This is a genomic window from Micromonospora sp. NPDC005252, from assembly GCF_042872475.1.
GTDB lineage: Bacteria > Actinomycetota > Actinomycetes > Mycobacteriales > Micromonosporaceae > Micromonospora.
Genome location: NZ_JBIAKN010000002.1, coordinates 164102 through 191074 on the forward strand (window position 1 = coordinate 164102; position 26973 = coordinate 191074).

General features: G+C 73.4%; 21 protein-coding genes. 13 read left to right on the plus strand and 8 right to left on the minus strand.

Features of this window, described 5'->3' with window-relative positions:
- Positions 1–2 precede the first annotated feature (2 nt).
- The 11 genes from ACFYPH_RS06515 to ACFYPH_RS06565 all read left to right on the plus strand — a co-directional run bounded on the left by ACFYPH_RS06515 (position 3) and on the right by ACFYPH_RS06565 (position 14581).
- On the plus strand, positions 3–3215 hold the full coding sequence (locus tag ACFYPH_RS06515) for a hypothetical protein (protein WP_387179670.1): 3213 nt from the start codon (positions 3–5) through the stop codon (positions 3213–3215).
- A complete protein-coding gene (locus ACFYPH_RS06520; protein ID WP_387179673.1) occupies positions 3212–4690 on the plus strand; it encodes a hypothetical protein in 1479 nt (492 codons plus the stop codon). Before ACFYPH_RS06515 ends, ACFYPH_RS06520 begins: the two co-directional genes overlap by 4 nt.
- Positions 4691–4692: 2 nt before the next feature.
- Positions 4693–5193, plus strand: a complete 501-nt coding sequence (locus ACFYPH_RS06525) for a hypothetical protein (RefSeq protein ID WP_053659787.1) — start codon at positions 4693–4695, stop codon at positions 5191–5193.
- Positions 5193–5843, plus strand: a complete 651-nt coding sequence (locus ACFYPH_RS06530) for a hypothetical protein (RefSeq protein ID WP_354859584.1) — start codon at positions 5193–5195, stop codon at positions 5841–5843. Before ACFYPH_RS06525 ends, ACFYPH_RS06530 begins: the two co-directional genes overlap by 1 nt.
- Positions 5840–7867, plus strand: a complete 2028-nt coding sequence (locus tag ACFYPH_RS06535; protein WP_387179677.1) for a hypothetical protein — start codon at positions 5840–5842, stop codon at positions 7865–7867. The genes ACFYPH_RS06530 and ACFYPH_RS06535 overlap by 4 nt, the downstream gene beginning before the upstream one ends.
- A 10-nt stretch (positions 7868–7877) precedes the next feature.
- Positions 7878–8201 (plus strand): hypothetical protein, encoded by a 324-nt coding sequence (locus ACFYPH_RS06540; RefSeq protein WP_354862316.1) that lies wholly within the window; start codon positions 7878–7880, stop codon positions 8199–8201.
- A gap of 1 nt (position 8202) precedes the next feature.
- Complete coding sequence (locus ACFYPH_RS06545; protein ID WP_387179680.1) at positions 8203–8706, plus strand: hypothetical protein; 504 nt, start codon at positions 8203–8205, stop codon at positions 8704–8706.
- Positions 8699–10135: a baseplate J/gp47 family protein gene (locus tag ACFYPH_RS06550; RefSeq protein ID WP_387179683.1), complete on the plus strand. Its 1437-nt coding sequence runs from the start codon at positions 8699–8701 to the stop codon at positions 10133–10135. Before ACFYPH_RS06545 ends, ACFYPH_RS06550 begins: the two co-directional genes overlap by 8 nt.
- 11 nt (positions 10136–10146) lie before the next feature.
- Complete coding sequence (locus ACFYPH_RS06555) at positions 10147–12495, plus strand: hypothetical protein (RefSeq protein WP_387179686.1); 2349 nt, start codon at positions 10147–10149, stop codon at positions 12493–12495.
- A 13-nt stretch (positions 12496–12508) separates the two neighbouring features.
- Complete coding sequence (locus ACFYPH_RS06560) at positions 12509–13636, plus strand: hypothetical protein (protein ID WP_354862309.1); 1128 nt, start codon at positions 12509–12511, stop codon at positions 13634–13636.
- A gap of 138 nt (positions 13637–13774) precedes the next feature.
- Complete coding sequence (locus ACFYPH_RS06565; RefSeq protein WP_354862307.1) at positions 13775–14581, plus strand: BTAD domain-containing putative transcriptional regulator; 807 nt, start codon at positions 13775–13777, stop codon at positions 14579–14581.
- Positions 14582–14613: 32 nt separating this feature from the next.
- Here ACFYPH_RS06565 and ACFYPH_RS06570 read toward each other — a convergent pair whose 3' ends face one another.
- The 8 genes from ACFYPH_RS06570 to ACFYPH_RS06605 all read right to left on the minus strand — a co-directional run bounded on the left by ACFYPH_RS06570 (position 14614) and on the right by ACFYPH_RS06605 (position 24221).
- Positions 14614–15336 carry an HD domain-containing protein gene (locus ACFYPH_RS06570; protein WP_387179690.1) on the minus strand — a complete coding sequence of 241 codons (723 nt, stop codon included), beginning with the start codon at positions 15334–15336 and terminating at the stop codon, positions 14614–14616.
- Between the two features lie 69 nt (positions 15337–15405).
- The gene (locus tag ACFYPH_RS06575) at positions 15406–16761 is read right to left on the minus strand and encodes a polysaccharide lyase family 1 protein (RefSeq protein WP_387179693.1); all 1356 of its coding nucleotides are present in this window, start codon (positions 16759–16761) and stop codon (positions 15406–15408) included.
- Positions 16762–16873: 112 nt separating this feature from the next.
- Positions 16874–17206, minus strand: coding sequence for a hypothetical protein (locus tag ACFYPH_RS06580; RefSeq protein ID WP_354862302.1), 333 nt, complete (start codon positions 17204–17206; stop codon positions 16874–16876).
- A 213-nt stretch (positions 17207–17419) separates the two neighbouring features.
- Positions 17420–18595, minus strand: coding sequence for a Gfo/Idh/MocA family protein (locus tag ACFYPH_RS06585; RefSeq protein ID WP_387179696.1), 1176 nt, complete (start codon positions 18593–18595; stop codon positions 17420–17422).
- Positions 18596–18650: 55 nt separating this feature from the next.
- The gene (locus ACFYPH_RS06590) at positions 18651–20144 is read right to left on the minus strand and encodes a mannitol dehydrogenase family protein (RefSeq protein WP_387179699.1); all 1494 of its coding nucleotides are present in this window, start codon (positions 20142–20144) and stop codon (positions 18651–18653) included.
- Positions 20135–21439 (minus strand): enolase C-terminal domain-like protein, encoded by a 1305-nt coding sequence (locus ACFYPH_RS06595; protein ID WP_387179701.1) that lies wholly within the window; start codon positions 21437–21439, stop codon positions 20135–20137. Before ACFYPH_RS06595 ends, ACFYPH_RS06590 begins: the two co-directional genes overlap by 10 nt.
- Positions 21436–22869, minus strand: coding sequence for a glucuronate isomerase (uxaC, locus tag ACFYPH_RS06600; protein WP_387179704.1), 1434 nt, complete (start codon positions 22867–22869; stop codon positions 21436–21438). Before uxaC ends, ACFYPH_RS06595 begins: the two co-directional genes overlap by 4 nt.
- A 23-nt stretch (positions 22870–22892) precedes the next feature.
- Positions 22893–24221 carry a Gfo/Idh/MocA family protein gene (locus ACFYPH_RS06605; protein ID WP_387179707.1) on the minus strand — a complete coding sequence of 443 codons (1329 nt, stop codon included), beginning with the start codon at positions 24219–24221 and terminating at the stop codon, positions 22893–22895.
- A gap of 238 nt (positions 24222–24459) precedes the next feature.
- Here ACFYPH_RS06605 and ACFYPH_RS06610 point away from each other — a divergent pair, with 238 nt between their 5' ends.
- The gene (locus ACFYPH_RS06610; protein WP_354863044.1) at positions 24460–25590 is read left to right on the plus strand and encodes a LacI family DNA-binding transcriptional regulator; all 1131 of its coding nucleotides are present in this window, start codon (positions 24460–24462) and stop codon (positions 25588–25590) included.
- Between the two features lie 19 nt (positions 25591–25609).
- On the plus strand, positions 25610–26956 hold the full coding sequence (locus tag ACFYPH_RS06615) for an extracellular solute-binding protein (protein ID WP_355065235.1): 1347 nt from the start codon (positions 25610–25612) through the stop codon (positions 26954–26956).
- The last annotated feature ends 17 nt before the right edge of the window (positions 26957–26973 follow it).

A 26973-nucleotide genomic window follows, 5' to 3' on the forward strand; every position in this document is an offset into this window, starting at 1 on the left:
CGGTGGCCATCTCGGTGCACGTGCCGGTGCGGATCCGGCTGGACGCCCGGTCGGTGACCGAGCGGCCGGCGGCCGTGACCGACGCGCTCGCCGCGGCCCTGGCCCGCGCCCTGGAACGCTCCCGGCAGGAGGTGGTCGCGCCGCGCGGCGGCTATCTGGAGGTACGCGCCGCGGCGCCGGACTTCCGGTGGACCGGCCCGGCCGCCGAACAGGTGTCCCCGGACGACCGGCGGGCCTTCGAGGCCCGGCTGCGCCGGCGCATCGACGACGTGGTCGGCGCGGCGCGGCTGGATCCGGGGCTGCCCGCCGGGGTGGCCGCGCCGCTGAGCCGACCGGCGACCGAACTGTTCGACCCGCAGCGGATGCGCCACCTCCTCGCGGTCTACCGGGTGCCGTCCTACGACGACGGCGGGGACGCCGCCGAGGTGCCGGTGGACGGAGACGAGCCGCCTCCGGTGACCTACCAGTGGCTGTTGCGACCAGCCACCTACCTGGCCGATCACTTCGCCGAGCTGGCCCGCGAGGCGGTACGCCAGCACGGTGGCCTGCCCTCCGGCGCACCACAGGGGATCATCGCGCGGGTGGTCGGCCCCGACGGCCGTCCGGTGTGGGCGATCATGGTGACCACCACGCCACTGTCGGTCCTGACCTTCGAGCGCTTCGGCGAGACGGTGTTCCGGGCCACCCCGCAGCCGCACTTCGAGGTGGAGGAGCGGGTGCCCAGCCCGCAGCCCGGGACGGTGCAGCGGCGGCCGGTCGCCGACCGGAGCGCCCTGGTCGCCATGGTGGACGAGGAGCTGAGCGCCGACATCCGGCAGCGGCTGCGGACCGCTTCGCCGCGCGGCGAGACCACCAGCGCCCAGGAGTACCAGGCGCAGATCGAGCGGGCCGTCGACGCGGAGGTGACCCGGCGGGTCGACGCGATCCTCGCCTCGGTGGGCGGGGCGACGCCGACGTGCCTGGTGGTGGTCAGCATCGGCGGGGTGTCCCTGCTGCTGGTCGGCACCGAGGAGACCGACGCCACCCTGCACTGGACCGGCACGGCCAACCTGCTGCCGATCACCATCGAGCAGCACCCGGCGGCCCCGCCGGACCCGAACGCGCCACCCGGCGGCACGGGCACGGGCACCGGCACCGGCACCGGCACGGGTACCGGCACCGGCACCGGCGCGGGCACGGGCACCGGGTCCGGCAGTGGGTCGGGCGGCGCCGGCGGCACGGGCACCGGGGCGGACGGCGGCACCGGAGGCAGCGGGGACGGCAGTGGTGGCGGCCGGCGGGGCGGGTTCGTCTTCGACCCGAGCAGCCCGAGCGCGCCGGCCGGCGCCGAGGGCAGCCGGTTCCCCGTCGTCGGCGGCGGGCACTCGACGATGCCCGCCTGCGCGCCGTTCAACGGCGAGCCGGAGTTGGCCGCGCTCGGGCCGGACGGCGACGAGCTGCGTCGGCTGATGGACGACATCGCGTTCCGGCTGCAGATGGGTGAGCCGTGCCGCTATCCGGCGAACTTCTGCCTCCAGGCCGCCGCCGTGCTGCGCGGCCGGGCCGCGGCGATCAGCCTGCTGGTCGGCTCCGCCGAACGCGAGGCGTTCACCCGGCCCGTCCCCGAGGGCACCGGAGGGCTCGGCCCGCTGGACTTCCGGCCGGTCGCCTCGCCCGCCGTGCAGTTCCTGCGCCACCTGGCCGGAGTGGTGCCCCGCCTGGACCACCTCGCCCAACTGGTCATGGGCCGCTACAGCCAGCCCGAGCACTTCGCCCGCGTCCAGGGTGGCTGGATCGACTCGTCCGCCTCCTGGAACCTGCACTTCGTCCAGGCGCTCAGCCCAGCCGTCAAGGCCGCGGTGGGGCAGCTGTTCATCGTCGGCAGCCAGGCCATGCTTGTGCAACTGCTGCTCAGCTCGCAGACCGGCATCAACGCGCGGATCGCCCACTTCGACCAGTACGCGCCGATCTTCGAGCGGTTGATCGTCTCCCAACTCACCGACTACGCCGAACTGCAGGGGCTGCGCGAGCGGCTGCGCCGGCACGAGGCGGCCCGGTGGACGGCCGAGCACACCGACGCCGGCGGCGGCGTCCTCGCCACGGTGAGCATGGCCAACCCGTCCACCGCCTGGTACGGGGCAGCCCGCGCCATCTCCACCGCGTTCCTCGCCACCGAGGCCGCCCTGACCAGCCCCGGCGCGGCCGGCGAGATCGTCGAACGCGACGGCGTCACCCGCATCCGCGACTCGCACGCGGTGCTGTGGACCCTCGCCGACATCGAACAGGCGTTGGTCATCCAGCGCGGCGAGGCCGAGGGCGTCGACCCGCTGGTCAAGCAGATCACCGACCTGCCCGACGTGCTGGCCCGCTTCGCCGGCAACCGGTCGGCGATCCGCGACGAGTTGTGGCGGGTGCTGCAGGACATGCGGCGCAACAACACCGAGATGCTGGGCCGCGCCCGCACCGACGCGCACTTCGCCTTCCGGTCCAGCCGCATCAGCGAGCACATCCCGTCGGCCACCATCGCCGGGTCGAGCTTTGCGTTGCAGGGCATCCACCTGGTCACGCACCAGCAGATCGGCGAGTTCTTCGGCGGTAACCTCTACTACGCCACAGGCGTCGACAGCCTGTTCCACACCGAGTTGGGCCGGGAGGCGCTGAGCGCGTTCGCCATCATGGTGGGGATCATCGCGCTGTCCATTCTCTGCCCACCGCTGGGCTTCGTGGTCGGGGTGGCCGTCGCCGCCGTCGACGTGGCGCACGCCCACCAGCGGGCGCGCCTCTACTCCTCGATGCTCGACCCGGAGCTGGTGCTCACCCGCACCGAGGTCGAGGTCGAGCTGTTCGCCGCGTACCTCGGGCTGGCGATGTCGCTGATCCCGGAGGCCGGCACCATCGGCGGCGCGGCCGTGCGCGGCGGCCGGGTCGCGCTGCGCTTCGGCGTCCGCGCGGGGCTGCGCGCCGCCCGGGGGTACGTGGTACGCCGGGTCACCCGACAGATCGTCGAAGCCGCCTCCCGCGACCTGCTCCAGGCGTTCCTCACCGAGATCCTGCTCAACGAGGTGCTGGAACGGGTCGTGCAGAAGCTGATGGAGCCGATCCTCGCGTACGTGGAGCGCGAGGCGATGCTCAGCGGCGCGGTCGGCGGCCCGGAGGGCGCCCGGTTCATCCTCATGGTGCTCGACTCGCAGCACACCGCCGCGTCCGGCCCGCGCGTGCCGGTGGTGCGGCCGTGACCGGGCCCCGCCGGTTCCGCGCCGGCCGGTTCCTCGACGCCGCCGCCGTGCACGCCGCCGCCGACGCGAACCCCCGGCTGCGCCGGTTCATGCGGACCATCGCCGAGCACAGCGAGGCCGGCGAGGTGCGGTCCCGGCGGCTGCTGGAGCACCTCATCCGCCGCATCGTCGACGACGTCGGCGACCTGCACCTGGGCAACGCGCTCAACCGGCTGGAACGCATCGCCGTCCTGCGGGACAACATCGCCGCGATCCTCGACCACGTGCTGGAGGGTGGCACCCTGCCCGAGGGGGTGCGGGTGGCGACCCTCGGGGAGTACTTCGACCAGCTCAGCACCGAGATGCGCGAGCTGAGCCGACCTCGCGAGGGCATCGTCGGCGACGCGCCGCTGCGGTTGGCCGACGACGCCGGCGCGTACGCCGACTCGCTGCTGCGCGAGTTCGACGGCGGCGGCGGCGCGGCCGGCCGGCACGCCGAGCCGGCCGCGATCGTCGGTGACGCGTTCCGGGCCATGCCGGCGGACCGGCAGGCGGCGCTGCGCCGCGCCGCCGAGCTGGAACCGGCCGCGCTGTGGCGCGCGGTGGCCGCCGAGAGCGAGGGTGGCAAGCGGGCGGCTGTCGCCGATCTGGAGACCCGCCTCGGCGGTCGGCTCACCCCCGACGAGCTGGCCCGGCTGCGCACCGCCGTCGACGACCTCGGCCGGGCCCGCTCGCGCGGCCTGCAGATGAGCGACGCCCGCCTCGCCGACGCCCTGGCCCGCATCGGTGACCCGGAACTGCGGGCCGTGGTGGCCGGCGGCGACGTCTGGCTCACCCAACAACTCGCCGTGCACAACCCGGAGGCCCTGGCCACCCTGTGGCGGCGCTTCCGCGACGGGGGCGGACGCGCCGACGACGGCCCCGGCTTCCGCGCCTACCTGCGCCACGACATGGTCACCTACGGCCGGGGTGTCCTCGGTGAGTACAGCGCCGCGTTCTCCCTGAGCAGCATAGAGCTGTTCCTCAAGGGACCCGACGCCAACGTCAAGGTCGCCGGCACCGACCTCGTCGGCATCGGCCACGACGGCTGGGTGTGGCTCGTCGACGACAAGTCGCACCGGGCGAGCAGCGTCGCCGGGGTCAGCGCGCTCACCGACAACCTCGTGGTCAACCTGCGCCGCGACGCCGCCGACTTCCGCGACGCCATCGCGCGGCTGCAACGCGACGACCCCGGCTTCACCCCGGACCCGCGCATCCTCGACGCGATCTCCCGGATGGAGGACGCCGCCGCCGAGATCGACCGGATCAACCGGCGCGGCTCCGCGTCCACCCGACCCGCGCGCATCAGCGCGGCGCTTGAGGAACGCCGGCTGCGGCTGCGGGTCACCAGCGCCGCGGGCGAGGTCCGCGAGATCACCCAGGCGCTGCGCGACCTGGGCCTGGCCGTCGAACCCACCGGTACGCCGGTGCCGCTGCCACCCGTCGGAGGGCGTTGAGCATGGCCATCACCAGCAGCTTCATGCGCTACGGCACAGTCCCGTCGGCGATCATCAGCGACGGGGTGCTGCCGATCCCGCTGTGGGCGGTCACCGCCATCTCCCTCGCCCAGACCTACCACCTGCCACCGATCGGCTCCACCGCGCACAAGGCCATCGTGGCCACCCACGACGACACCATCACCCTGACCGGGGTGCTCGTCGGCGCGGAACGCTACGCCTGGAAGTTCGCCCTGGAGACGATGGCCGAGGCGAGCAAGCGGGGCACCGCCCTCGCGGCGTACTCCGGGGGGAAGTTCGGCGGGCTCATCCTCGTCACCTCGATGACCATCCGCACCGACATGCAGGTGCAGTCACTGACCTTCAACGCCTCGGCCGCCCGCCGCGACGTCCTGGACACCACCATCACCCTCGTCCACGTGCCCCGTCCCAGCCTGCTCGGCAAGCTGCTCGACGTGGCCAGCATCGGAGTCGGCGCGCTCGCCGACGGGTTGGGCAACTGATGCCACCGTTCCCGATCGACCGCTACCTGCTGCCGGAGACGCCCATCGAGGTGCCCCCCGGGTTCACCGAGGTCCGGCAGAGCCTCACCGCCGGCCTGCCGCACCGCGTCGAGCTGGGCGCCGGCGTGCACGCGGTGCTGATCCTGCCCACCGGGCTGGCCCGGCAGTGGCTGAACACCGACCCCCTCGCCGTGGTGAGCAGCTCCGCCGACGACCTGACGCCCCGACCCGCGCCGCCCGCCACGCCCCGGGCGCCGGCCCTGGTCGGTCGGGTGCCGCTGCGCCTGGTCGTCCGCCAGGGCACCCGGATCCTCGGCTCGGTGCCGCTCGCCGCCGGCCTGCGGCGGGTCTGCCCCGACGCCGGCACACCCGTCGACCCCGCCGGGACCACCCCGGTCGCCGTCGAGGTGGTGGTGCTCGCCTGGCTGCTGCACGCCGGGACGGTACGCGGCTCCGGCGACTACGGCTCCACCCTGACGGTGGCGTGGCGGCCCGCCGACCGTGCGGTCGACACCTTCGGGCCGCCGCCTATCAACGAGTTCGTCTGGCGTCGCCGCCCACCCGCGCAGCGCGTCGAATCCGAGCTGGGCCCCGGCAGGCTGCGCTACCGCTACCTGCTCGACAAGAAGATGCGGAGGGTGCTGCGGTGACGCTCACGCCGTTCCAGACCGGCCAGGTGCGCCAGGGCGCGGTCGGCAACGACGCCGGCTGGACCCTGACGTTTCACCGGGAGACCCCGACCGGGCTCAGCCCCGACGTCGCGCTCACCCTGTCCAGCGCCGACTACTACGCGGCCATCGACGCCGCGCTGCCGGAAGGGCTGGGCCCCGGCGCGTACACGATTACCGTGCAGGGCCTGATCGACGAGCACTTCGCCGCGCTGCGTACCGCCGAGGGGCAGCCGCCGCTGGTGGCGAAACTGCACCTGTACTGGCGCGACGCCAACACCTCCGTCGGCGCGTTCTTCACCAACCTGGTCGGCGTCAACGCCGGCCCGACCCCGGCCGAGCTGACCCAGGCGCTGGTCGCCGTGCTGCGGGTGACGAAGGTGCGCCGGCTCACCGGGGAGCGGACGTACGACACCGAGCTGACCCTCGTCGAGCAGGCGTACGCCCGCCTCGGGCAGCGGGTCGCCGAACGGTTCGAGGCCGCCACCTTCACCGCCGCTATCCAAACCATCCGCGACCGGACCCGGGTCGACGTGACCGGGTGGGGCGCCAACCCCGACGGCACGATGACCCGGGGCGCCACCGAGGCGGCCGGCGACGAGCGGGTCGCCTTCGGGGCCGGGCTGCTCTACCGCGCCGCCCTGGAGCGCATCGGCGGCGCGTTGCAGCAGTCGCTCAACGCGTACGGGCGGGGGATGCTGCTGATCCGCGACGGCACCGTGCACGTCGGGAAGCGGCCGATCCCGTACCCGGAGGGGGAGCCGAAACCGCTCACCCTCGCCACCGGCCTGCTGGAGTGCACCGAGAACGGCACCCAGGACACCGACCCGTACGCGGTCACCGAGACCGGCGGCACCGCCGCACCGCGGCGCAGGGCGTGGACGCTGACCCTCAAGGGCCGCCCCGACCTGAAGCCCGGTGACCTGGTGCGCTTCGACCCACCGGCGACCGACGAGGCCACCACGCTGGGCAGCGTCGGCGCGGCGCTGCTCGGGTCGTTCGCCGCGCCGTTCGCCCCGTCGACAGGCGAGCTGGGCGCGGGGGCGAAACTGCTCTACCTCAGCGCCGCCCGGCACACCCTGTCGCGTACCGCCGGGTTCGTCACTGTGGTGCAGGGCGTCGAGGTCACCTCGGGCGCCCAGGCGTGGGACACCTGGAGCGACGCGTCCGGTGTGGCCGCCGCCGAGCCGGCCGGCCCGGCGTCGTCGCCCGGGGTGGCCGCCGCCGAGGCGGTGCGCCGCGCGGCCCGCGCTGCCCGGGGCGAGACGCGCGGCCTGGAGATCGGCGAGGTACGCGCCGCCGCCACCAACGCCAGCGGCGCGGTCGAGCCGCCCGCGCAGACCGAGACGGTGTGGGAGGGCCTGGTCCGCTCGGACGGCCGGCCCAACGCCGCCCGCCGTCTGCCGGTACGCCGGGAACAGCCCGCGCCGCTGCCCGGGGTGACCTACCTGACCCCGTTCGCCTGGGGCGGTTGCGGGCTCATCCTGCCCCGCTATCCGGGCACCCGGGTGGCGCTGGCCTACCGCAATGGCGCCCCCGACGACCCCGTCGAGGTGGGCGCGCTCTGGCCCACCGGGCACGCCCCGGTGTCGCAGCCGGGGGACTGGTGGCTGTCGCTGCCGGTCGGGGTGGCTACGAACAGCCGCTCGTCGATCGGCGACTCGGTGGTGCCCGCCGACCACGACGGCAAGGTCACGCACGACCTCACCGACGGCGACGGCAACCGCGTCATCGAGCTGGGCGAGCTGACCGTGCGGGTGGGCCGGGACCAGCTGCAGGGACGGGGGCAGCGCCCGCAACGCGCCGACGAGGCCGACAGCATCACCATCGAGCACGCCGCCGGCGGGTCGTCGATCGTCATGAAGCAGGACGGCTCGATCACCATCACCGCCACCCGGATCGACCTGGACGCCGGCAACGGCGCGGTGAACATCAGCGGCGGCACGGTGAGCATCGCCGCCGACGACGTCGACGTCCAGGTCGACAACGCGATGAACGTCCACTGAGGAGAACGACATGGCATTCGTGCTCACCACGTCGAGCAACGTGCACTGCCCCAGCCAGGGCACGGTCACCCCGGCCGGGCAGGCCAAGCTGACGGTGGCCGGCGCCCCGGTCGTCCGCCCGGACGGCATCACCGGCAAGTCGGTGAGCGGGTGCGCGATCACCGACAGCAGCTCCACCGTGCAGTGCAAGAACGTCGTGTCGGCGTCCGGGGCCGCGCAGAAGCTGCACGTCGGGGGTGCCGGGGTGGCGCTGGACACCCTCAGCGGCGCCACCAACGGCAGCACCTCCGGCCTCGCGGCCACCGCCGGGCAGAGCAAACTGAAGGCGGTCTGAGATGGACCGCACCGAGCGCGAACGGCAGGCCGCGCAGCGCCGCTACCTCGGCTGGGGCCTCGCCTTCGAACCCACCATGCCCGGGGTGGACCTGGCCCGGGACATCGTCTTCGACGACGGCCCGAACGGCCGGGCGCTGGCCCTCGTCGAGGGCACCGGCAACGTGGCGCAGAGCCTCGCGGTGGCGCTGACCACGCTGCGCGGCTCGAACGTCTTCGACGCCACCTTCGGCTTCGACGGGCTCAACGCCCTCGCCGAGCAGATCGAGCCGAATCTCATCCGCGAGCAGGTCCGCATCGGCATCATCACGCTGCTCGACCGCGATCCCCGGGTCCGCAAGATCGTCGACGTGAACCTCGACGACGGCCGACTCGGCGCGGGAAGTGCCGACGACGCGGCGGCGGCCGCCCTGCGCTCGTCGCGCACCCTGCAGGTGCAGGTCCAGTTCGAAACCATCACCGACGACCGGCTCTCGGTGCGCCTCGGGGAGCTGCCCAGTGTCTGACCCGACCCTTCCGGCCGAGCTGGCCGATGTCCTCGCCGTCGACGCCGCCGCGCTGCGGGCCACCGGCTCGACCGGCTTCGGCATCGTCGAGACCGGCTTCGTGCCCAAGTCCTTCGCCCGCCTGCTCGCCGAGAAGCTGGCCACCGCCCGGCTGCTCTTCGGCGAGGACGTCGACCTGACCAGCGGCGCGGTGCTGCGCAAGGTCCTCGAACTGGCCGCCCTGGAGGACGCCCGACTGTGGGCGGCGCTCGGCGCGGTCTACGACAACTCCTTCGTCGTGTCGGCGACCGCCGACGCGCTGACCCGCCTCGGCGAGGAACTCGGCATCGCCCGGCCGTACCTGCCCGCGCGGGGCACGGTGAAACTGAAGCTGAAGGCGGCGCTGCCCGCCGGCCACACCCCGCTCACGCTGCCCCGGGGCGCCCGGCTGTCCACAGCCGGCGGGCACCACGTGGCCCTGGACGAGACAGTGGTGCTCTCCGCCGCCGTCGGCGAGCGCGAACCGGCCGTCGCCGCCTTCTATCCCGGCCCGGCGCACAACCTCGACCCGACGCAGGCCAACCAGAAGATCGACCGCTGGAACCGGGCCGACACCCTGCTGGCCGACCTCGACGACGCCGAGCAGGCGGCCGGCAAGGAGCTGGTCGAGATCACCCACACCGTCGCGCTGACCGGGGGTGAACAGCAGGTCTCCGACGCCCGCTACCGGCAACTGCTGCTGGCCGCGCCCCGCTCGATCTGGACGGCCGAGGCGATCGGCCTGGCCGTGGCCACCGTGCCCGGCGTACGTCAGGTGCAGGTCTTCGACGGCCGGGGCGGGTTGGACCTCAACCAGTCGATCTTCGGCAACTTCAACTTCATCGAGCGGGTCTTCAGCACCGAACGCGACCTGGGTAACCCGTACTACGTCACGGTGCTCGTCGCGCCGACCGCCGCCGCCATCTGGGACGGGCCGGACGGGCTGCACGCCGCCGTCGAGTCCGTCATCGAGGACCTGCGCCCGGTGGGCATCTTCGCCTCGGTGGACCGGGCCGACGAGGTCGGCATCGGCGTCGAGGCGGACCTGGTGATCCGTGGCCTGCCGCTGCCCACCGGTTCGAAGGAGACGGTGAACGCGTCCACCGCCGCCACCGAGCTGCGCGCCCGGCTGCACGCGCGGCTGCGCCGCTACGTCGACGAGCTGCCCTTCGGTGAGCCGGTCCGGGCCGCCGAGGTGATCTGGACGCTGATGAACGAGCCGGGCGTCGCCGACGTACGCGGGCTGCGCCTCGTGCGGTTCCCGGCCGACTCGGCGGTGGTGGTGACCGGCAGCGCGCCCACCGGCGACGGGGTGCAGCGGCTGCCGGTCGGCGACAACGCGGTGCTCGCCGCCAACCAGGTGCCCGTCTACGTCGACCGGGACGATCCCCGGCCGTTCCGGATCGTCTGAGCGGGGGCGCGATGACCGACATCCGGGTGCCGGTGGACGGCGCCGATCCGTCCGTCGAACGCAACCTCGTCGACCAGTTGGAGGGCCCCTACCCGGGGACCGTCCGCCGGGTCGTCGTGCCGCTCGCCACCACCGGCGCCGCCGCGGTGGACTGGACCAGTCGGCACCCCCTGCTCACCGTCGTGCTGCGTCGCGACCTGGTCGAGGAGACCGTCCGGGTGAGCGTCACCGTCAACCCCGGCGGCGGCGGGGACGAGCGGGTGCTGCCGCCGGTGGTCTTCGCGCCCTGGTCCGCCGCGGGAGCGTCGGTGCCGGCGTACGCGCCGGACACCGCCGACGAGCCGCTGGTAGCGCCGTTTTCCGTCGCTGTGACGGCCGAGCGGGCCGTCGACGGGGCGGCCGCCACGGCGGTCACCGGTGCGGCGCTCACCGCCCTGGTCGAGCTGGCCGTCGTGGAGGGCAACCTGGGCCGGCTGCTCTACCTGGTGTCGTACGAGAAGCACCGGCTGCGCCGCACGGCGCGGGAGGTGCACGCCTACCGGACCCTCGCGCACGCCCGACGTGACGCGCTGGACCGGATCGGCGCGGACGTCGGGGTGGCCCGGTTCGTCGACGAGCTGGTGCACGAGCCGGCCAGCGGCGACGTGTACGCCCGCCGGCTGGCGCCGCCGGCCCGCGAGGCGGACGCCGCGTACGCCCACCGGTTGGGGCTCTACCGGCGGTTCCTGCTGCCCACTCCGGGCGCGATACGCCGGCTGCTCAACGGCCCCGGCGCGGACACCGACCCGAACGCGGGGCTCTTCGCCGACCTGCCCGGCGGCGCCCGGTTCACGCTGCGCGAGGAGGACGACCGGTTCGCAGTGGCGATCCGGCTGGTCGCCGCCGGTGACCCGCAGCACCGCACCAACTTCCTCGCCCAACTGCGCCGCGACCGCCTGGTGCTGCCCGCCAACACCCCGCCGAACAACACCACGCACGCCGCTCGGGCGCTGCCGTCCGGCCGGCTGACCGAGGTCACGGCGCTGCGCGCCAGCCTGCGGCAGTCGTACGCCTTCGACAGCGCGCACGCCATCGCGCCGCCGCTGGCCACCGCGCTGGACCGCGCCGGGCGCGTCTGCCGGGCGCTCGGCTCGACCCTGGTGTGGCAGGTGACCCGGGCCCAGGACGACGCCGGTGGCAGTCGTTACGAGCTGGGCCTCGGCGTGGACGTGAGCTGGCCGACCCCCGCCCAGGCCACCGACCTGCGCAACCGGGTGCTGGACACCGGTCGCGCGGTCACCGGCGACCGGACCGCCGAGGCCCTGATCGCCGCCGTCCGCGCCGCCGGTGTGCCCACGGTGGCCGCCGACGGCGAGGTGGCGTGGCTGTGGCGGGTGTGCGGGGTGCAGACCACGCACCGGATCAGCACCACCAGGATGTACCTGTCGCACCTGCCCACCCGTGGGCTGGCGGTGACCGCGCCGACGGCCGCCACGGTCGGCGCAGACGTGGCCGTCGAGGCGCAGTTCCATGCGCCGGGCGACCCGGGTGGCAACGCGCTGCTGCTGGCCGGCCTGGCCGCCGCCGCGACGGCGTGGACGGGCGCGGGGGAGCCGGCGTGGACGCCGATGACCGACGCGGCGGCCCGGACCCGGTGGGCGGGCGTACCGACCCGGCCGGCCGGGCAGCCGGTCGATGCGGTCCTGGCCGCCGCCGGCCTGCCCGCGGTGCGCGACCCGGCGCCCGTGGTGGCCGCGCTGAACCGGCTCCCCGACGAGCTGGTGGAGACCATCGAGCTGCCGGCGGCGCTGGCGTCCGCGCTGATCGCCGGGCAGCCGGCCGCCGCCGACCGGCTGGCCCGGCTGGTCGGCCTGCTCCGCGACCAGCATCTCGCCGCCGCGCTGCCGCTTGTCGACACCGGCAACCGGGTGCTGCTGGTGTGCAGCGTGATCGGGCTGCCCCAGGCCGGACTCAACCTGGCCGAGCGGCGGGCCACCGGCTTCCGCTGGTACACCGTGGGGCTCGGCGGCGGCACCGCGGACATCAAGGCGGTCGGCGCGCGGACCACGCTGCGCCCCACCCACGCCGGGCTGGTCGCCGTGGTGGCGCTGTCCTACGTGCGGACCGGGCTGACCGACCCGTACGAGTTCCGGGTGGAGCTGCCCGACGGGGTGGCGTTGACCCTGGCCCAGTACGAGCGGCTGATGAACACCCTGACGCGGGTCTGCCCGCTCGGCGTGGAGATCAACACCTTCGGCATCCGGCGTGACCACGTCGACCTCGACGCCGACGGCGACGCCGAGCCGCTGCGCCCGGCGGTGGCCCGGACCTTCCGCACCTTCCAGCAGCGCCGGCACCGCGGCGTGTACGACCAGCTCTGAGAGGGACATCATCATGGCGAGCGAGATCAACTACGACGGGGTGACCGTCACCGAGCTCTACCGGATGTTCACCGAACACGGCATCCCGCAGTCGGACGCCAGCGTGCTGGTCTCCTCCTGGATCTACGAGAACGTGGGCACCGCGAAGCGGGTGTTCAGCTACGCCGAGCCGTTCCCGGCGGTGGAGCCGGGCTGCGCGCCACCACCGTTCGCCCGCACCTTCGCCCACACCGACTGGGTCGACGGCGAGGACGTCGTGCAGGCCGGGCAGACGACCGGCGAGCAGGGCTTCAACGAGCGGTTCCACCGCATCGAGCACGACCTGGACCACCTCGGCACCGACCTGGCCAAGGCGTTCTCCTGCATGGCCGCGATGCGGGTGAGCCTGCGCCGGCTGCTCGACGAGATCCGCGCCGAGATCAACCGGCTGCACTCCACGGTGCACGAGACGAAGGTCAGCCCCGGCCCGTACCAGCTCGAGCAGATCCCCAACTACATCGGCACGCTCGACTTCGGCCGGTACATGGGCACCACGATGTTCATGGACAAGAAGGTCAGCATCTGGCAGACCAAGGCCGGCACGATCGTGCTGCCCGCCGTCGAGACCCTCGGCGTGGACGTGGTCGCCGGCCCGAAGGTCCGGGGCGCCGCCTACCTCGACCGGTACGCCGTCGAGAACGCCGACGTGCGGCAGCGCTTCCCGCGCGAGGTGAAGGTGGTGGAGTTCATCCGTACCTTCGGTGAGGACCAGGTGGCCGACGGTCGGACGATCCGCGACGTGCTCAAGGTGCTGCCGGCGGACAGCAGCTACCCGAGCGTGGACGCGATGGTCGTCGAGGTCAGCGAACGGGAGGCGGCAATCGTCCGGACCACGGCGGGCGCCCAGTCGGCGGTCTCCGCCGCGCTCGGCATCGACGCGGAACTGGAGAACGTCGCCGACGCCGACATCGCCATGCTCGCCGGGGTGCCCACCAAGGCCCGCGCGGCGCTGACCCGCGCCGGGATCAGCACGCTCGGCAAGCTGGCCGAGGCGCCGGCCGAGCGGGTGCTCGGCATCATGAAGGAGGCCGGGGTACGCGCCGACGTCGGCGACGCCGCCGAGTGGACCGGCTACGCCCGGACGCTGAGCAAGCTGCGCTGAACGGCCGGTCATCGCTCCGGCGAACGGCTGATCCCCGCCGTTCGCCGGGTCGGTGTGACGACACTGCGCTGGCGTGCGGACCGTCCACACCCGAGCGTGGAACTCCCACACCGGTGATCGGGTGCGAAGGGCGCAGGGATGGCAGTTCACGAGGTGACGCAGGACGTCCGCTCCGGGGCGCAGGAGGCCGGCGTGGCGCGACCAACCCGGTACACGCTGCGTCTGCTCGGCGGCTTCGGGCTGGAACGCGACGGCCGGTCCGTCGTGGTGCCGCAGGGCGCGCGCCGGCTGCTCGCCTACCTCGGCGTACGCCAGCGGTGCGCCCGCTGGGAGGCTGCCGGCACCCTCTGGCCCGGCTCGCACGAGGAGCGGGCCCGCGCCAACCTGCGCACCATGCTCTGGCGGCTGCACCGGGTCACCCCCGAGCCCCTCGTCGAGGAGGACGACCGGCTGGCCCTCGCCGCCGGTGTGACCAGCGACGTCGCCACGCTCGGCGCGGCGTCCGCGGCGCTGCTGGCCGGCGGGGCGCCGGCGGGTGTCGGCGCGGGGGTGCCGGCGCTGGCGACGGGCGAGCTGCTGCCCGGCTGGTACGACGACTGGGTGCTGACCGAGCGGGAGCGGCTGCGCCAGACCCAGCTGTACGCGCTGGAGGCGTTGGCCGAACGGCTGACCGCGCAGGGACGCTTCAGCGAGGCGGTGCAGGTGGCGTTGACCGCCGTGCAGTTGGAACCGTTGCGGGAGAGCGCCACCCGCGTGCTGATCGCCGTGCACCTGGCCGAACGCAACATCAACGAGGCGGTACGCCGGCTGGAGCTGTTCCGCGCCGACCTGGGCCGGGAGTTGGGTGTCGCCCCGACCTCCTGGCTGGAGCACCTGGTGCGCGAGGGCCTGCGCCGGGACGGGTTCGTGCCCGCGTCGGGTCTCGGCGGCGGTACGCAGGCCTGACCCGTCAGGCGCGCGTCCCGGCTCAGCTCAGCTCAGTGCGAGTGGGCCGGCCGGTCCAGGATGGCGCTGAACCGCTCCTCGGCAAGGTCGAGCTGGCCGAAGATGTGGGCCTTCACCGCAGGCGAGAGCGGGGTGTCCGCACGACCGATCAGGTCCCGGAAGAGCGGCACCAGCGGCCGGTACTTCCGGGCCGACGAGACGACCTTCGGCCCGACGGTGTGGATCACCCCGACTCCGTTGTCGGTGAAGTCCGACACCTTGATCACCCGCGCCCAGGGTTCCCGGTCCAGGCTGACCGCCAGGTGCTCCCGGTACTGCTCGTTGCGGTCGCGCTGCGGGTCGTACATCGGATTGGTGACCGCGGCGACCAGGGTGGCCACCCGCGGCCCGAACCGCGCGGCGAGCGCGGCCAGCGCCGCGGCGGTCGGGTCGCCGCCGCCGTCGGCCAGCTCGGCCGGGTGGTCCTCCACCGCGTCGTGCAGCAGACCCGCGACGATCACGTCGACGTCGCGGACCTGGTAGTGGTGCATGAGCCGGATGGCGACCCGCAGCAGGTGGTTGAGGTACGGCTCGCGGACCCGCCGGTCGTCGCGGTGCAGCTCGGCGGCGAGGTCGAGCGCGGCGGACAGGCGGGCGCGTTCGCCGTCGTCGAAGCGCTCGACCTCCAGCCGGAAGCGCTCCAGCAGGCCCGGTTCGCCGTGGATCTCGGTGATCGCGTGCATCGGCATGCTGCCCAGGTGCGGCGGGAAGTCCATGCGTCACTTATAGCCGATCTTCCCCCCATCGATGGCCCGGTACGTCGCCGACCCGACCATGGCGAGTCGTCACAGCGGCAGCCGATCGGCCCCGGCGAGCGGGCCCACCAGGAGCGGGAGCAGCGGCGCCGGCAGGACCGGGTCGCGGCGCAGGGTGGGTGTCCAACCGGCGTCGGCGCCCAGGTCGGGGTCGTGCGCCGCGTTGTACGCCGTGAGCAGGTCGACCGGCCGGGCCGGGCCGGCGCCCTGGCGCACCCAGGAGCCGCACTCGGTGAGCGCGGTGCCGCCCCAGTCGTAGAGCAGGTCGGCCGGGTCCACGCCCGCGTCGAGGGCGAAGAAGTTGTTCTGCGCGTAGATCGCCGACTGCACACCGACGCCCAGGGCGTACTGGAAGCCGTCGCCGCCCAGCCGGTACAGGTTGTTGTAGACGTCGACCTGACCGAACCGCACCCGCGGTAGCCGTTGCAGGACGCCGTCGAAGAGGTTGTGGTGCAGGGTGACCTTCAGCCGACCCACGTCCGGGCCGACGGTGTTGGACGAGCCGATCAGCATCAGCTTGTCCCGTCCGGTGAAGCGGTTCCATGAGGCGGTGACTCCGCTGGCGGTGTGCGTGACGTCCAGCGACCCGTCGTGCACCTGGTACGGCCGGCCGAAGTAGACGGGCTGGGCGCTGTCCGGGTTGTCGCCGTCGGTGAACGTGTTGTGGTCGACCCACACGTGCTCGCTGCGGCGTACCGAGATCTGGTCGTACTGGCTGTTCCAGTTGCCGGTGTCGCCGTCGGTGGGCGACCACGCGGGGAAGCAGTCCCGGGCGTCGACGAAGGTCAGGTTGCGCACGATGACGTTGGACGCCCGGTCGATCATGAGGGTGAGACCGGTCAGTCGCGCGCCGCGCAGGCCGACGATTGTGGTGTTGGGGCCGACGTTGATCTGGGTCTGGCGGGTCTGGTTGGCCACCGAGCGCACCCGGGCCTCCTCCAGCGGCCCGGCCGGTGCCACCCGACCCCAGACCGCCGGGTCGTACGCGGCCAGGTAGGCGTCCAGCCGGTACGCCGGGTCAGCCAGGTCGGCACAGCTCAGTGTTGTGCTGTCGGGCCCCTCGAAGCCGTCGACCGCGCCCGCCACGTAGATCAGCTTCGGCGTGGCGTCGGTGGCGTTGGCGGCGTTGTCGCCACCGAGGGCGGCGACCAGTTCGGCCCTGCTGCGGACCACCCGGGTCCGCTCCGGCGGCGCCGCCGAACCGCCTGTGGTGCCGACGCCCTCGGCCGCCCAGCCGTCCCGCTCCGGCAGGGCCTGCCGACCGAGGTGACGGGCCGACCAGGAGAGCCGATCGGCGGCGGAAGTGTCGGGGCGGGGAGCGGCGGCGGCAGGTGTGGCACCGACCAGGACGGCGATCACCGTCGCCCCGACGAGGGGTGCGCGCATTGATTTTCCCATTCGCTGGTGGTGGTTTCGGCATTCACCAGGAACGGTAGGTTCGCGGTTTTGTATCGGTCAATATAAATTGTTTGCAGGAATGTTGCAGTGGTGCCGGCCGCTAGTGGGCGGTCTCATCCCGCGCGGGTCGAACGTGCCGGAAGGCGACCAGCAGGGCGGTGACGAGAGCAGCCACCAGCAGGACCCTGATGACGATGAACAGCACCGCGTCGCCCGTGGAGTGGGGCGGGAAGATGTCCTTGACGAGCCAGCCGACCCCCAGCCCCAGCCCCAGGCAGGCGTGCATCGCGGCCCGCAGGCGGGGGAGCGGCTGCGGGCGGCCGAGGATCCGGGGTGCCACGGTGCCACCGCGGCTCCTGGCGAGCAGCACGGCGGCGACGGCCAGGTTGGCCACGCCGACCGCGACGGCCAGGGCCAGGTCAACTGTTCCCATGTGGACGCACGTTATCGCACGGACAGTCGCTCCGAGGGCCGCCTCTTTAGACGTCGGCCGCCTGCCCCGAGTGTCGGAGGAGGGGCGGGCACCGACCCGTCGCCTCCTTTGCTCTGCTTCAACCCAGGCAACACCTGCGGGGCAAAAGTGTTGCCTCGGTTGAAGCAGAGCAAAGGACAACCGGAGCACCCTCGCCACCGCGGGGCGACACCACTACGCCAGGTCCGCGCGGTACGCCGGCACGGCCCACGGCACGCCCTGCTCGCTGGGCAGCGCACCCTGCTCGGCCGCCCGACGCAGTACCTCGACCACGCCACGGATCCGCAACACCCGCTCGTCACCGTCGCCCACCACGTCGACCAGCTCCCCGCCGAGCAGTCGGGGCTCGGGCGCGGCCCGCAACGCGTCCAGCAGGGCGGTGAACGGCGCGGTACGGGCCAGCGGGGCGATCAGCGGCACCCCGGCCGGGTCGGCACGGTGGGCGAGCAGGTTCTCCAGCAGGCCCCGTCGACCGGGGACGCGGCGGGTCACCACGTCACCGGGCAGGCGCAACCGGTCCGTCGGGTACTCCAGCACGGCCTGTCCCGTCGTGCCGGTCACCACCACCTCGCCCGCCACGAACTCCTCGGATACCAGGGTGACCGCCGCCAGCACCGGTGGACCGGCGCGGAACCGCACCCGCAGCACCGCCGTGTCCTCCACCTCGATCGGCCGCACCCGGTAGCGCTCCACCTCGATGGCGACCGGCCACGGTGGTGCCCCGCCGAGCGCCTCGGCGACGGCCAGGCACTGCATCACCGCGTGCGCGAGCGGGTTGGCCAGCGCGCCGTCCAGCACCGGTCGGCCGTCCACGCTCCGGCGGCCGGCCCACGGGGAGCGGGCGTAGTAGGCGTCCGGCCGTTGCCACGCCGCGACGGTCGCGATGCCGGTGACCGCGCCGAGGCGGCCGGCGGCCAGCGCGTCGGTCAGCGCGGTCAGCGCCGCCGAACCGAGCGCCTGGAAACCGACCTGGGCCACGCGGCGGGTCGCCGCCAGCGCGTCGGTCAGCTCGTCGTGCTCGGCCAGCGACAGCACCGGCGGCTTCTCCAGCAGCAGGTCCGCGCCGGCCGCGAGGGCGTCGCGGGCGATCGGCAGGTGCGTGTGCGGCGGGGTGCAGATCGCCACCACCTCCGGTCGGGTGGCGGCGAGCATCGCCCGGTGGTCGGTGAACACCCCGACCCCGGGCGGCACCGGCGCCTCCCGCTCGTCGCGCACCGGTTGAACGTCGACCAGGGCGACCAGCCGCAGCCGGCCGCCGGCGTGCAGCGGCGCGATCACCCGCCGGTGCCAGTGGCCGTGCCCGTTCGCCCCGATCACCGCCACCGTCGGCGGCGGCGCCGACCCGTTCACGAGACGCCGGTCAAGACTGCCGAGGCCCCCGGGGCACCGGCCCACGCGGCACCGCTCACCGGGCACCGGCCAGGGTCGCCTCGACGCCGTGTCGACCGAGCGCGGTGAGCCAGGCGGTCACCTCGGCGCGTACCTCGTCGTCGTCGGCCACCTCGGCCGGAATGACCTCGCGCAGCGCGAAGACGGCGTCCACCGCGCCGGCCGGGCTCCGCGCTCCGGCGTCCAGGGCGGACCGGATCGGCCCCGCGAGAGGGTCCTGCAACGGCAACGGTCCGCCGTCGTCGGCGTACCCCAGCGCGAAGCGCAACCAGGACGCCACGACCAGCGCGCCCCAGCGCGCGGACCGGCCGGCCGCGCGCAGGTCGGCGATGGTGTGCAGGATGCGCTGCGGCAACTTCTGCGAGCCGTCCACCGCGACCTGCAGGGTGCGGTGCCGGATCGCCGGGTTGGCGAACCGGGCGAGGACCTGCTCGCCGTAGTCGACCACGCGCACCCCGTCCGGCGGCGTGAAGCTGGCCGCGACGTCCTCGGCGATCAGCCGGCGCAGCACGTCGGTCAGGTGCGGGATCTCGAGGGCGTCGGCGATGGTCTCCCGGCCGGCCAGCGCGCCGAGGTACGCCACGGCCGAGTGCACGCCGTTGAGGGTGCGCAGCTTCAACCGCTCCCACGGCCCGGCGTCGCCGGTGAGCACCGCCCCGGCGTGCTCCCAGCCCGGCCGCCCGCCGGGGAAGTCGTCCTCGATCACCCACTGCGCGTACGGCTCGGCGGCCACCGCGGCCAGGTCGGTCACACCGAGCGCCCGGCGGGCCGCGTCGATGGTCTCCGGGGTGCTGGCCGGCACGATGCGGTCCACCATGGTCCCGGGGCAGGTCACGTTGGCGACCACCCAGTCGACGAGCCCGGCGGGCACCCCGGCGGCCCGCTCGACCGCCTGGTCGACCAGACCGCGCAGCCGCCGGCCGTTGGCCGGCAGGTTGTCGCAGCTCACCAGCGCCAGCGGTCCGGCGTCGGCGGCGGCGCGGGCGGCCAGCCCGCGCAGCAGCAGCCCCGGCACGGTCGTCGGCGCCTGATGACCGGCGAGGTCCGCGGCGAGCGCGGCGTCCGGGGACAGTCGGCCGGTCACCGGATCGAGGTGGTACGCCTTCTCGGTGACGGTGAGCGTCACGACGCGGACCGCCGGGTCGGCGAGCAACGCCACCACGGCGCCCGGGTCGCTGGGAGCATGCCGTACGCCGCTGAGCGCGCCCACCACCCGGGTGGTGGTGCCGGCGGCGGAGAGGGCGCTGACGCTGAACAGGTTGTCCTGGGCGGTGAGCGCCTCGACCAGGGCGGTGCTGCGCGGGGCGACGGCCATGATGCCCCAGTCGCCGCCGGCCGCGCCGACCGCCGCCTCGGTGTAGACGGCCTGGTGCGCCCGGTGGAACGCACCCAACCCCAGGTGTACGACGCCCGTCGGCACGGTGCCCGGCCGGATGAGGGGACGGGACTCGACGGGCAGGTGGCGCAGCACCCCCAGGCCGAGGCGGGACGCGCCGACGGTCACCGCCATGCCGGACCGTCCGGGAAGCGGAACTCGGCGATCGACGACGGTTTCATGGTGGCGCTGTAACCGGGCCGGTCGGGCAGCAGGTAGCGGCCGCCGCGGGTGCGTACCGGGTCGACGAAGTGCTCGTGCAGGTGGTCGACGTACTCGATCATCCGACCGTCCAGGGTGGCGCCCACCCGCAGGTAGTCGAAGATCGCCAGGTGCTGGACGTACTCGCAGAGGCCGACGCCGCCGGCGTGCGGGCAGACCGGCACCCCGAACTTCGCCGCCAGCAGCAGCTCGGCCAGGACCTCGTTGACGCCGCCGACCCGGCACGCGTCGATCTGCATCACGCCGATCGCCTCGGCCTGGAGCAGCTGCTTGAAGATCACCCGGTTGGCGGCGACCTCGCCGGTGGCCACCCGGCACCGCCCGCCGGTCAGCTCGTCGACGGCGCGGGCGATCCGGGCGTGACCGAGGATGTCGTCGGCGTGGGTCGGCTCCTCGATCCAGTACGGGTCCACCTCCGCGAGGGCGGTCATCGCCGTGATCGCCTCGTCGACGTCCCACACCTGGTTGGCGTCCATCATCAGCAGCGCGTCCGGGCCGATCTCGGAGCGGATGATCCGGGCCCGGCGCAGGTCGTCGGCGAGCGGGCCGCCCACCTTCATCTTCATCGCCCGCCACCCGTCGTCGTACGCCTGCCGGGTCAACGCCCGCACCTTGTCGTCCGGGTAGCCGAGCCAACCGACCGAGGTGGTGTACGAAGGGAAACCGTCGCGTTCGAGCGTGCTCAGTCGGTCGGCCAGGCCGTCGCGTCCCTTGTCGAGGATGGCCGCCGCGTCGTCCGGGGTGAGCGCGTCGGTGATGTGCTTGAAGTCGATGCTGGCGACCAGCTCGTCAGTGGGCAGTTCGGCGAGGAACCGCCACATCGGCTTGCCGGCGATCCTGGCCCGCAGGTCCCACACGGCGTTGACAAGCGCGCCGGTCGCCATGTGGATGACGCCCTTCTCCGGCCCCAGCCAGCGCAACTGCACGTCGGCGCTGAGCGAGCGCCAGAACGCCACGGGCTCGGCCGCGATCTCCTCGACCGTCCGCCCCTCGACGTGGTGGGCCAGCGCCCGCACCGCCGCGCAGGTGATCTCGTTTCCCCGGCCGTTGGTGAAGGTGAACCCCGCGCCGACCGCCCCGGCGTCGGTGCCCAGCTCGACGTACGTCGCCGAGTAGTCGCCCCGGTTGATCGCGTCGGACCCGTCGCCCCGCGCGGCGGTCGGGAACCGCACGTCGTGCACCTCGACGGACGTGATGGTGACACTCACTGGTCGACCCCTCCGAAGTTGAAGACCCGCTTGGGCAGCCGGTACGCCAGGTCGACGATCGTCTCAGCCGCATCGTCCAGCGGCAGCCGCTGCTCGGCGACCAACCGGGCCAGGAAGCCGGCGTCGACCCGGCGGGCCACGTCGTGGCGTACCGGGATGGAGCAGAACGCCCGGGTGTCGTCGACGAACCCGGTGGTGTTGTAGAAGCCGGCGCTCTCGGTGACCGTCTCCCGGAACCGGCGCAGCACCTCGGGGGAGTCGAGGAACCACCAGGGCGCGCCGAGCAGCAGCGCGGCGTAGCCGCCGGCGAGGGGCGCGAGCTCACGGGTGAAGGTGTCCTCGTCGAGGGTGTAGAGCACCACCCGCAGCCGGGGGTCGTTGCCGTGGCGCTCCAGCAGCGGCGCGAGCGCGTGCACGTACTCGGTGGCCTGCGGCACGTCGCCGCCCACGTCGCGGCCGTGCCGGTCGTACAGCCAGCGGTTGTGGTTGCGCACCGCGCCGGGGTGCAGCTGCATGACCAGGCCGTCGTCGAGCGACATCCGGGCGAACTCCATGAGCATGTGCGCCCGGAACGCCTCCGCGTCGGCCGCGTCGGCCGTGCCGCGCAGGCCCCGGTCGTACAGCCGGGCGGCCTCGGCCGGGGTCAGGTCCAGGGTGCGGGCGGTGGGGTGGCCGTGGTCCGACGAGGTCGCCCCGGCCGCGATGAACGCCGCCCGCCGGGCCCGCAGCGCGGCCAGATAACCGGTGTACGTGCCGGTGTCCTCGCCGGTCAGCGCGCCGAGGCGCGCCACGTTGGACGCCCAGCCCTCGTACTCCATGTCCACCACGTCGTCCGGGCGGAACGTGGTGACCACCCGGCCGCCCGGCCCGCCCCACCCGTCGGCGGCGAGCTTGGCGTGCTGCGCGAGGTCGTCCAGCGGCGACTCGGTGGTCGCGAGCACCTCGATTCCGAACCGCTCGAACAGCGCCCGGGGCCGGAAGTCCGGCTCGGCGAGCCGGGCCGCGATCTCGTCGTAGACGGTGTCGGCGGTGGCCGGGCCGAGCGGAGTCTGCACACCGAACACGGTGCGGAAGGTCTGCTCCAGCCAGAGCCGCGACGGGGTTCCCCGGAACAGGTGCCAGTGCGCGGCGAAGCGCCGCCAGATCACCCGCCCGTCGGTCTCGGTCGGGCTGCCGTCGCGGGTCGGCACGCCCAGGTCCGACGGGGGGACGCCCTGGCTGAGCAGCATCCTCGTCAGGTAGTGGTCGGGCACGATGAGCAGCCGCGCCGGGTCTGGAAAGGGCTGGTCCTGCGCGAGCAGGGCCGGGTCGACGTGCCCGTGCGGCGAGATGATCGGCTGCTGCGCCGCGAGGGTGTACAGCTCCCGGGCGATCGCGCGCTGCCCGGGCTCGGAGGGCAGGAGCAGGTCGGTGTGGTCGGACGTCGGCACGGGGCTGGGCTCCTCGTCGGTGGTCAGCGGGGGGTGAGCAGATCGGCGACCCGGACCGGTTGCCCGGTCTCGAAGGACCGGTTGGCGGCCAGGCCGGTGAGCAGGGCCAGCGCGCCGTCGTCGGCCGTCGCGGCGCGGCCCAGCGGATCGGGCTGGCCGCCGAGGAGCACCGCGGTCATCCGGGCGTCCGCGCCGCCGTGCCCGTGTCGGGTACGACCCTCGACGGGGATCTGCCGGGGCGGTTCCCAGAACGGGCGCAGGGTGAGCGTCGCGCCGCCCCCTTCGGTCGGCGCCTCGACGCCGTGCAGCGCGGCGCCCTTGACCGCGCCCGCGGTGCCCCGGTCGACGAAGTCGTTCTCGGTCACCTCCAGCTCCAGGCGACCCCGGCTGCCGTTGACCATCACCCGGTAGCCCTCCCAGGGGGCGTACGCCGTGAGGTGGTAGGTCATCGTGGCGCCGGTGGAGTAGCGGGCGAGCACGGCCATGTCGTCCTCGATGCTCACGCCCGGGGCGAACACGTTGCGGTCGCGCTGGTAGCCGTCCTCGGCCTCGGCGTCGAGGTACAGCTCGCGCAGCCGGGGGTGGGCGTCCAGCCGCAGCGCGAACGGGTCGTCGACGGCGGCGGGGGAGCCGTACGCCCGCTCGTAGTCGCGGGCGTAGCCGTGCCGGCGACCGTCTTCGCCGTAGAAGAACAGGCGGCCGGCGGCGTACACCTCGACCGGGGTGGCCCCCAGCCACCAGTTGACCAGGTCGAAGTGGTGGCTGGCCTTGTGCACCATCAGCCCGCCGGAGGTGGCCTTGTCGCGGTGCCAGCGCCGGAAGTAGTCGGCGCCGTGCCGAACGTCGAGCAGCCACTCGAAGTGCACCGAGCCGATCTCACCGACCGCGCCGTCGGCGAGCAGGCGGCGGACCTGCTCGTGCAGCGGGTTGTAGCGGTAGTTGAAGGCGACCGTCACCCGGCCGCCGGTCTCGGTCACCGCATCCAGGATGCGTCGGCAGCGCGCGGCGTCGACGGTCATCGGCTTCTCGGTGACCACGTCCCGGCCGGCGCGCAGCGCGGCCACCACGTACTCGTCGTGGGTGACGTCCACACTGGTCACCAGCACGACGTCGACCCGCTCCTTGTCCAGCATGGCCCGGAACTCACCGGCCGGGTACGTCGGCGCCGGGCGGTGGCCCAGCTCGGCGAGCCAGCGGTTGTGCGCGTCCATCCGGGCCTGGTTCACGTCGGTGAAGGCGACCAGCTCGGTGGTGTCGGCGTGGTCGAGCACCAGGGCCCGGACGAACATCTCGGCCCGTGCGCCGGTGCCCACGACGGCGTACCGGACTCGCCCGTCGGATCTCGGTGACATGTGGTCGCCCCCAGGTGATCCCTGCAAAGGTTTGCAGTGAAGTAACCACGATCGATGCGATCGCGTCAACGCTGACGACACTATCGGCGATAAATGTCAGTGTTTGCGGCGTTGTAGGTCACCACGGGGAGCGTCGACGCAACAGAACCGCAACCATTGACCGTTGACACTGGCGCAACCGTTTGCATTAATTGGCGGCACCCACGTGACCGTCGCCACATCGGACGAAGGGCCCGCCGTGCCAGTCACCATCCGGGACGTCGCCCGCGCCTCCGGGGTGCACATCTCCACCGTGTCCCGCACCTTCTCTGCCCCGCACCTGGTCAACCCGGAGACCCGGGTCCGGGTGCTCGCCTGCGCGGAGGACCTGGGCTACCGGCCGAACCGCGCCGCCCGGGCCCTGATCACCGGGCGGACGCACAACATCGGCCTGATCATCGCGGACATCGCGAACCCGTTCTTCCCGCCGCTGATCAAGGCGGCGGAGAGCCAGGCCCGCCATCGCGACTACCACGTCTTCGTGGCCGACACCAACGAGGACCCGACCGCCGAGGAGGAGTTGGTCCACGCGCTCGCCAAGCAGGTCGACGGGGTGCTGCTGTGCAGCCCGCGGATGAGCAACAGCCTGATCGAGCAGCTCAGCCGGGAGGTGCCGTTGGTGGTGGTGAACCGCCAGGTGACCGGCCTGCCCTGCGTGCTGATGGACGTCGGGCAGGGCGCCCGGGCGGCGATCGAGCACCTGATCGGTCTCGGTCACCGCGGCATCGCGTTGCTCGGCGGCCCCCGCAGCTCGTGGACCAACCGGGAGATGCGCCGCGCCGCCGCCACGGCCGCCCGGAGCGGCGGCGCGGAGCTGACCGTGCTCGGCCCCAACGCGCCCACCGAGACCGGCGGCCTCGCCGTCGCCGACCAGGTGCGGCGCAGTGGCGTGACGGCCGTGCTCGCCTACAACGACCTGATGGCGATCGGCCTCATCGAGGGGCTGGACGCGCTCGGGGTCCGGGTGCCACAGGAGGTGAGTGTCGTCGGGGTCGACGACATCGCCCTGAGTCGGCTCACCCGCCCCAAACTGACGACGGTGGCCACACCCACCGGGGCCGCTGGCCGGACGGCCGTCGACATGCTGCTGCAACAGGACATCGAGTCACCGCGCGGCGCGCGGGGCCCCGGTGCCGGCACGGCGCTCGGCGTCCGTCGTACCACCGCACAGGTAATGCTCCAGACCGACCTGGTCATCCGCGACTCGACCGGCCCGGGCCCGCACGCCCGACCGGCACGTCCCCTGGCCGCGCCGCCTGGCCCGGACCCGCATTGCCCTGCGGGCCCGGGCGTCCCGACCGCGGCCACCGGTGACGCCGTCGCCTCCTAATGCCGAGGAGTGAGCGCACATGCACCCCGCAACGCCCCCCACCACTGACACGCCCGTCGGGCGCCATCACGGTACCCCGGTGCCCCGTCGGCGACTCCTGCGCGGCCTGCTCGCCGCGACCGTCGCCGCGCCGCTGATGTTCGGCGCCGCCGCCTGCGGAGACGACGACGGCGCCGCCGACCCGAACGCCCCGGTCAAGCTCTCGATCTTCTGGTGGGGCGGCGACGCCCGCGCCAAGCTGACCGAGGACGCCCTGGCCCTCTACACGAAGAAGCACCCGAACGTGACCTTCGAGAAGACCTGGCAGGCCAACCAGGGCTACTTCGACAAGCTCGCCACGCTCACCGCCGGCGGCAACCCGCCGGACCTGTTCCAGATCGACGACAACTACCTCGCCGAGTACGCGGCCCGCAGCACCACCCTCGACCTGAAGAGCTACCAGGACTCCGGCAAGCTCGACGTCACCAAGTTCCCCAAGAGCCTGCTGGAGTACGGCGTGGTCGATGGCAAGCTCGCCGGGGTGGCCGCCGGGGAGAACACCCAGGGCCTGGTCTACAACAAGACCCTGCTGACCAAGCACAACCTGCCCGAGCCCACCACCGGGATGACCTGGGAGCAGCACATCGCCTGGGCCGAGCAGGTCACCGCCAAGACCAAGGTGCCCGGCACCCAGGACCCGAGCGCCGACTACAAGGCGTACTGGATCTGGCTGCGCCAGCAGGGCAAGGACCTCTACAAGGGCAACGAGCTGGGCTTCACGGCCGAGGATGTGACCGCGTGGTTCGACCTGTGGAAGGGCGCCCGCGACCGCAAGGCCACCCCGACCCCCGACGTCATCCACGAGGGCAACTCCAGCGACGTCACCAAGCAGCTGGTGGTCACCGGCAAGGCCGGCACCAGTTGGGTCTGGGCCAACCAGATGCCCGACCTGAAGAAGAACACCAAGGACGAGCTGGGGGTCGTCGCCTATCCCGGTGACCCCAGCGCGCAGTGGGCCCGGGCCTCCATGTACTGGTCGGTCTTCAAGGGCAGCAAGAACAAGGACGTCGCCGTCGACGTGATCAACTTCCTGAACAACGACCAGGAGGCGGTCAAGCTGCTCGGCACCGACCGCGGTCTGCCGTCCAACCTGGACCTGCGTCGGGTGGTCAGCGACGACACCACCGACCCGGCGATGAAGCAGTCCATCGCGGTCGAGACCGAGCTGGCGCAGAAGTTCGGCCAGTCCCCGCAGGTGCCGATCAAGGGACACAGCAAGGTCAAGTCCGAGCTGGTCAAGGCCGCCGAGAACGTGCAGTACGGCCGGGCCACGTCCGCGCAGGCCGCCGCCCAGTTCGTCGAGGCGTGCAAGTCCGCCATCGCCTGACCGCCGCACGAGGCGAG

Coding starts and splice junctions, on each gene's coding strand:
- ACFYPH_RS06605 (WP_387179707.1), bottom strand. CDS start 24,221: ATGTCACCGAGATCCGACGGGCGAGTCCGGTACGCCGTCGTGGGCACC.
- ACFYPH_RS06560 (WP_354862309.1), top strand. CDS start 12,509: ATGGCGAGCGAGATCAACTACGACGGGGTGACCGTCACCGAGCTCTAC.
- ACFYPH_RS06540 (WP_354862316.1), top strand. CDS start 7,878: ATGGCATTCGTGCTCACCACGTCGAGCAACGTGCACTGCCCCAGCCAG.
- ACFYPH_RS06590 (WP_387179699.1), bottom strand. CDS start 20,144: ATGGCGGTGACCGTCGGCGCGTCCCGCCTCGGCCTGGGGGTGCTGCGC.
- ACFYPH_RS06580 (WP_354862302.1), bottom strand. CDS start 17,206: ATGGGAACAGTTGACCTGGCCCTGGCCGTCGCGGTCGGCGTGGCCAAC.
- ACFYPH_RS06555 (WP_387179686.1), top strand. CDS start 10,147: ATGACCGACATCCGGGTGCCGGTGGACGGCGCCGATCCGTCCGTCGAA.
- ACFYPH_RS06615 (WP_355065235.1), top strand. CDS start 25,610: ATGCACCCCGCAACGCCCCCCACCACTGACACGCCCGTCGGGCGCCAT.
- ACFYPH_RS06565 (WP_354862307.1), top strand. CDS start 13,775: ATGGCAGTTCACGAGGTGACGCAGGACGTCCGCTCCGGGGCGCAGGAG.
- ACFYPH_RS06575 (WP_387179693.1), bottom strand. CDS start 16,761: ATGCGCGCACCCCTCGTCGGGGCGACGGTGATCGCCGTCCTGGTCGGT.
- ACFYPH_RS06570 (WP_387179690.1), bottom strand. CDS start 15,336: ATGGACTTCCCGCCGCACCTGGGCAGCATGCCGATGCACGCGATCACC.
- ACFYPH_RS06525 (WP_053659787.1), top strand. CDS start 4,693: ATGGCCATCACCAGCAGCTTCATGCGCTACGGCACAGTCCCGTCGGCG.
- ACFYPH_RS06545 (WP_387179680.1), top strand. CDS start 8,203: ATGGACCGCACCGAGCGCGAACGGCAGGCCGCGCAGCGCCGCTACCTC.
- ACFYPH_RS06530 (WP_354859584.1), top strand. CDS start 5,193: ATGCCACCGTTCCCGATCGACCGCTACCTGCTGCCGGAGACGCCCATC.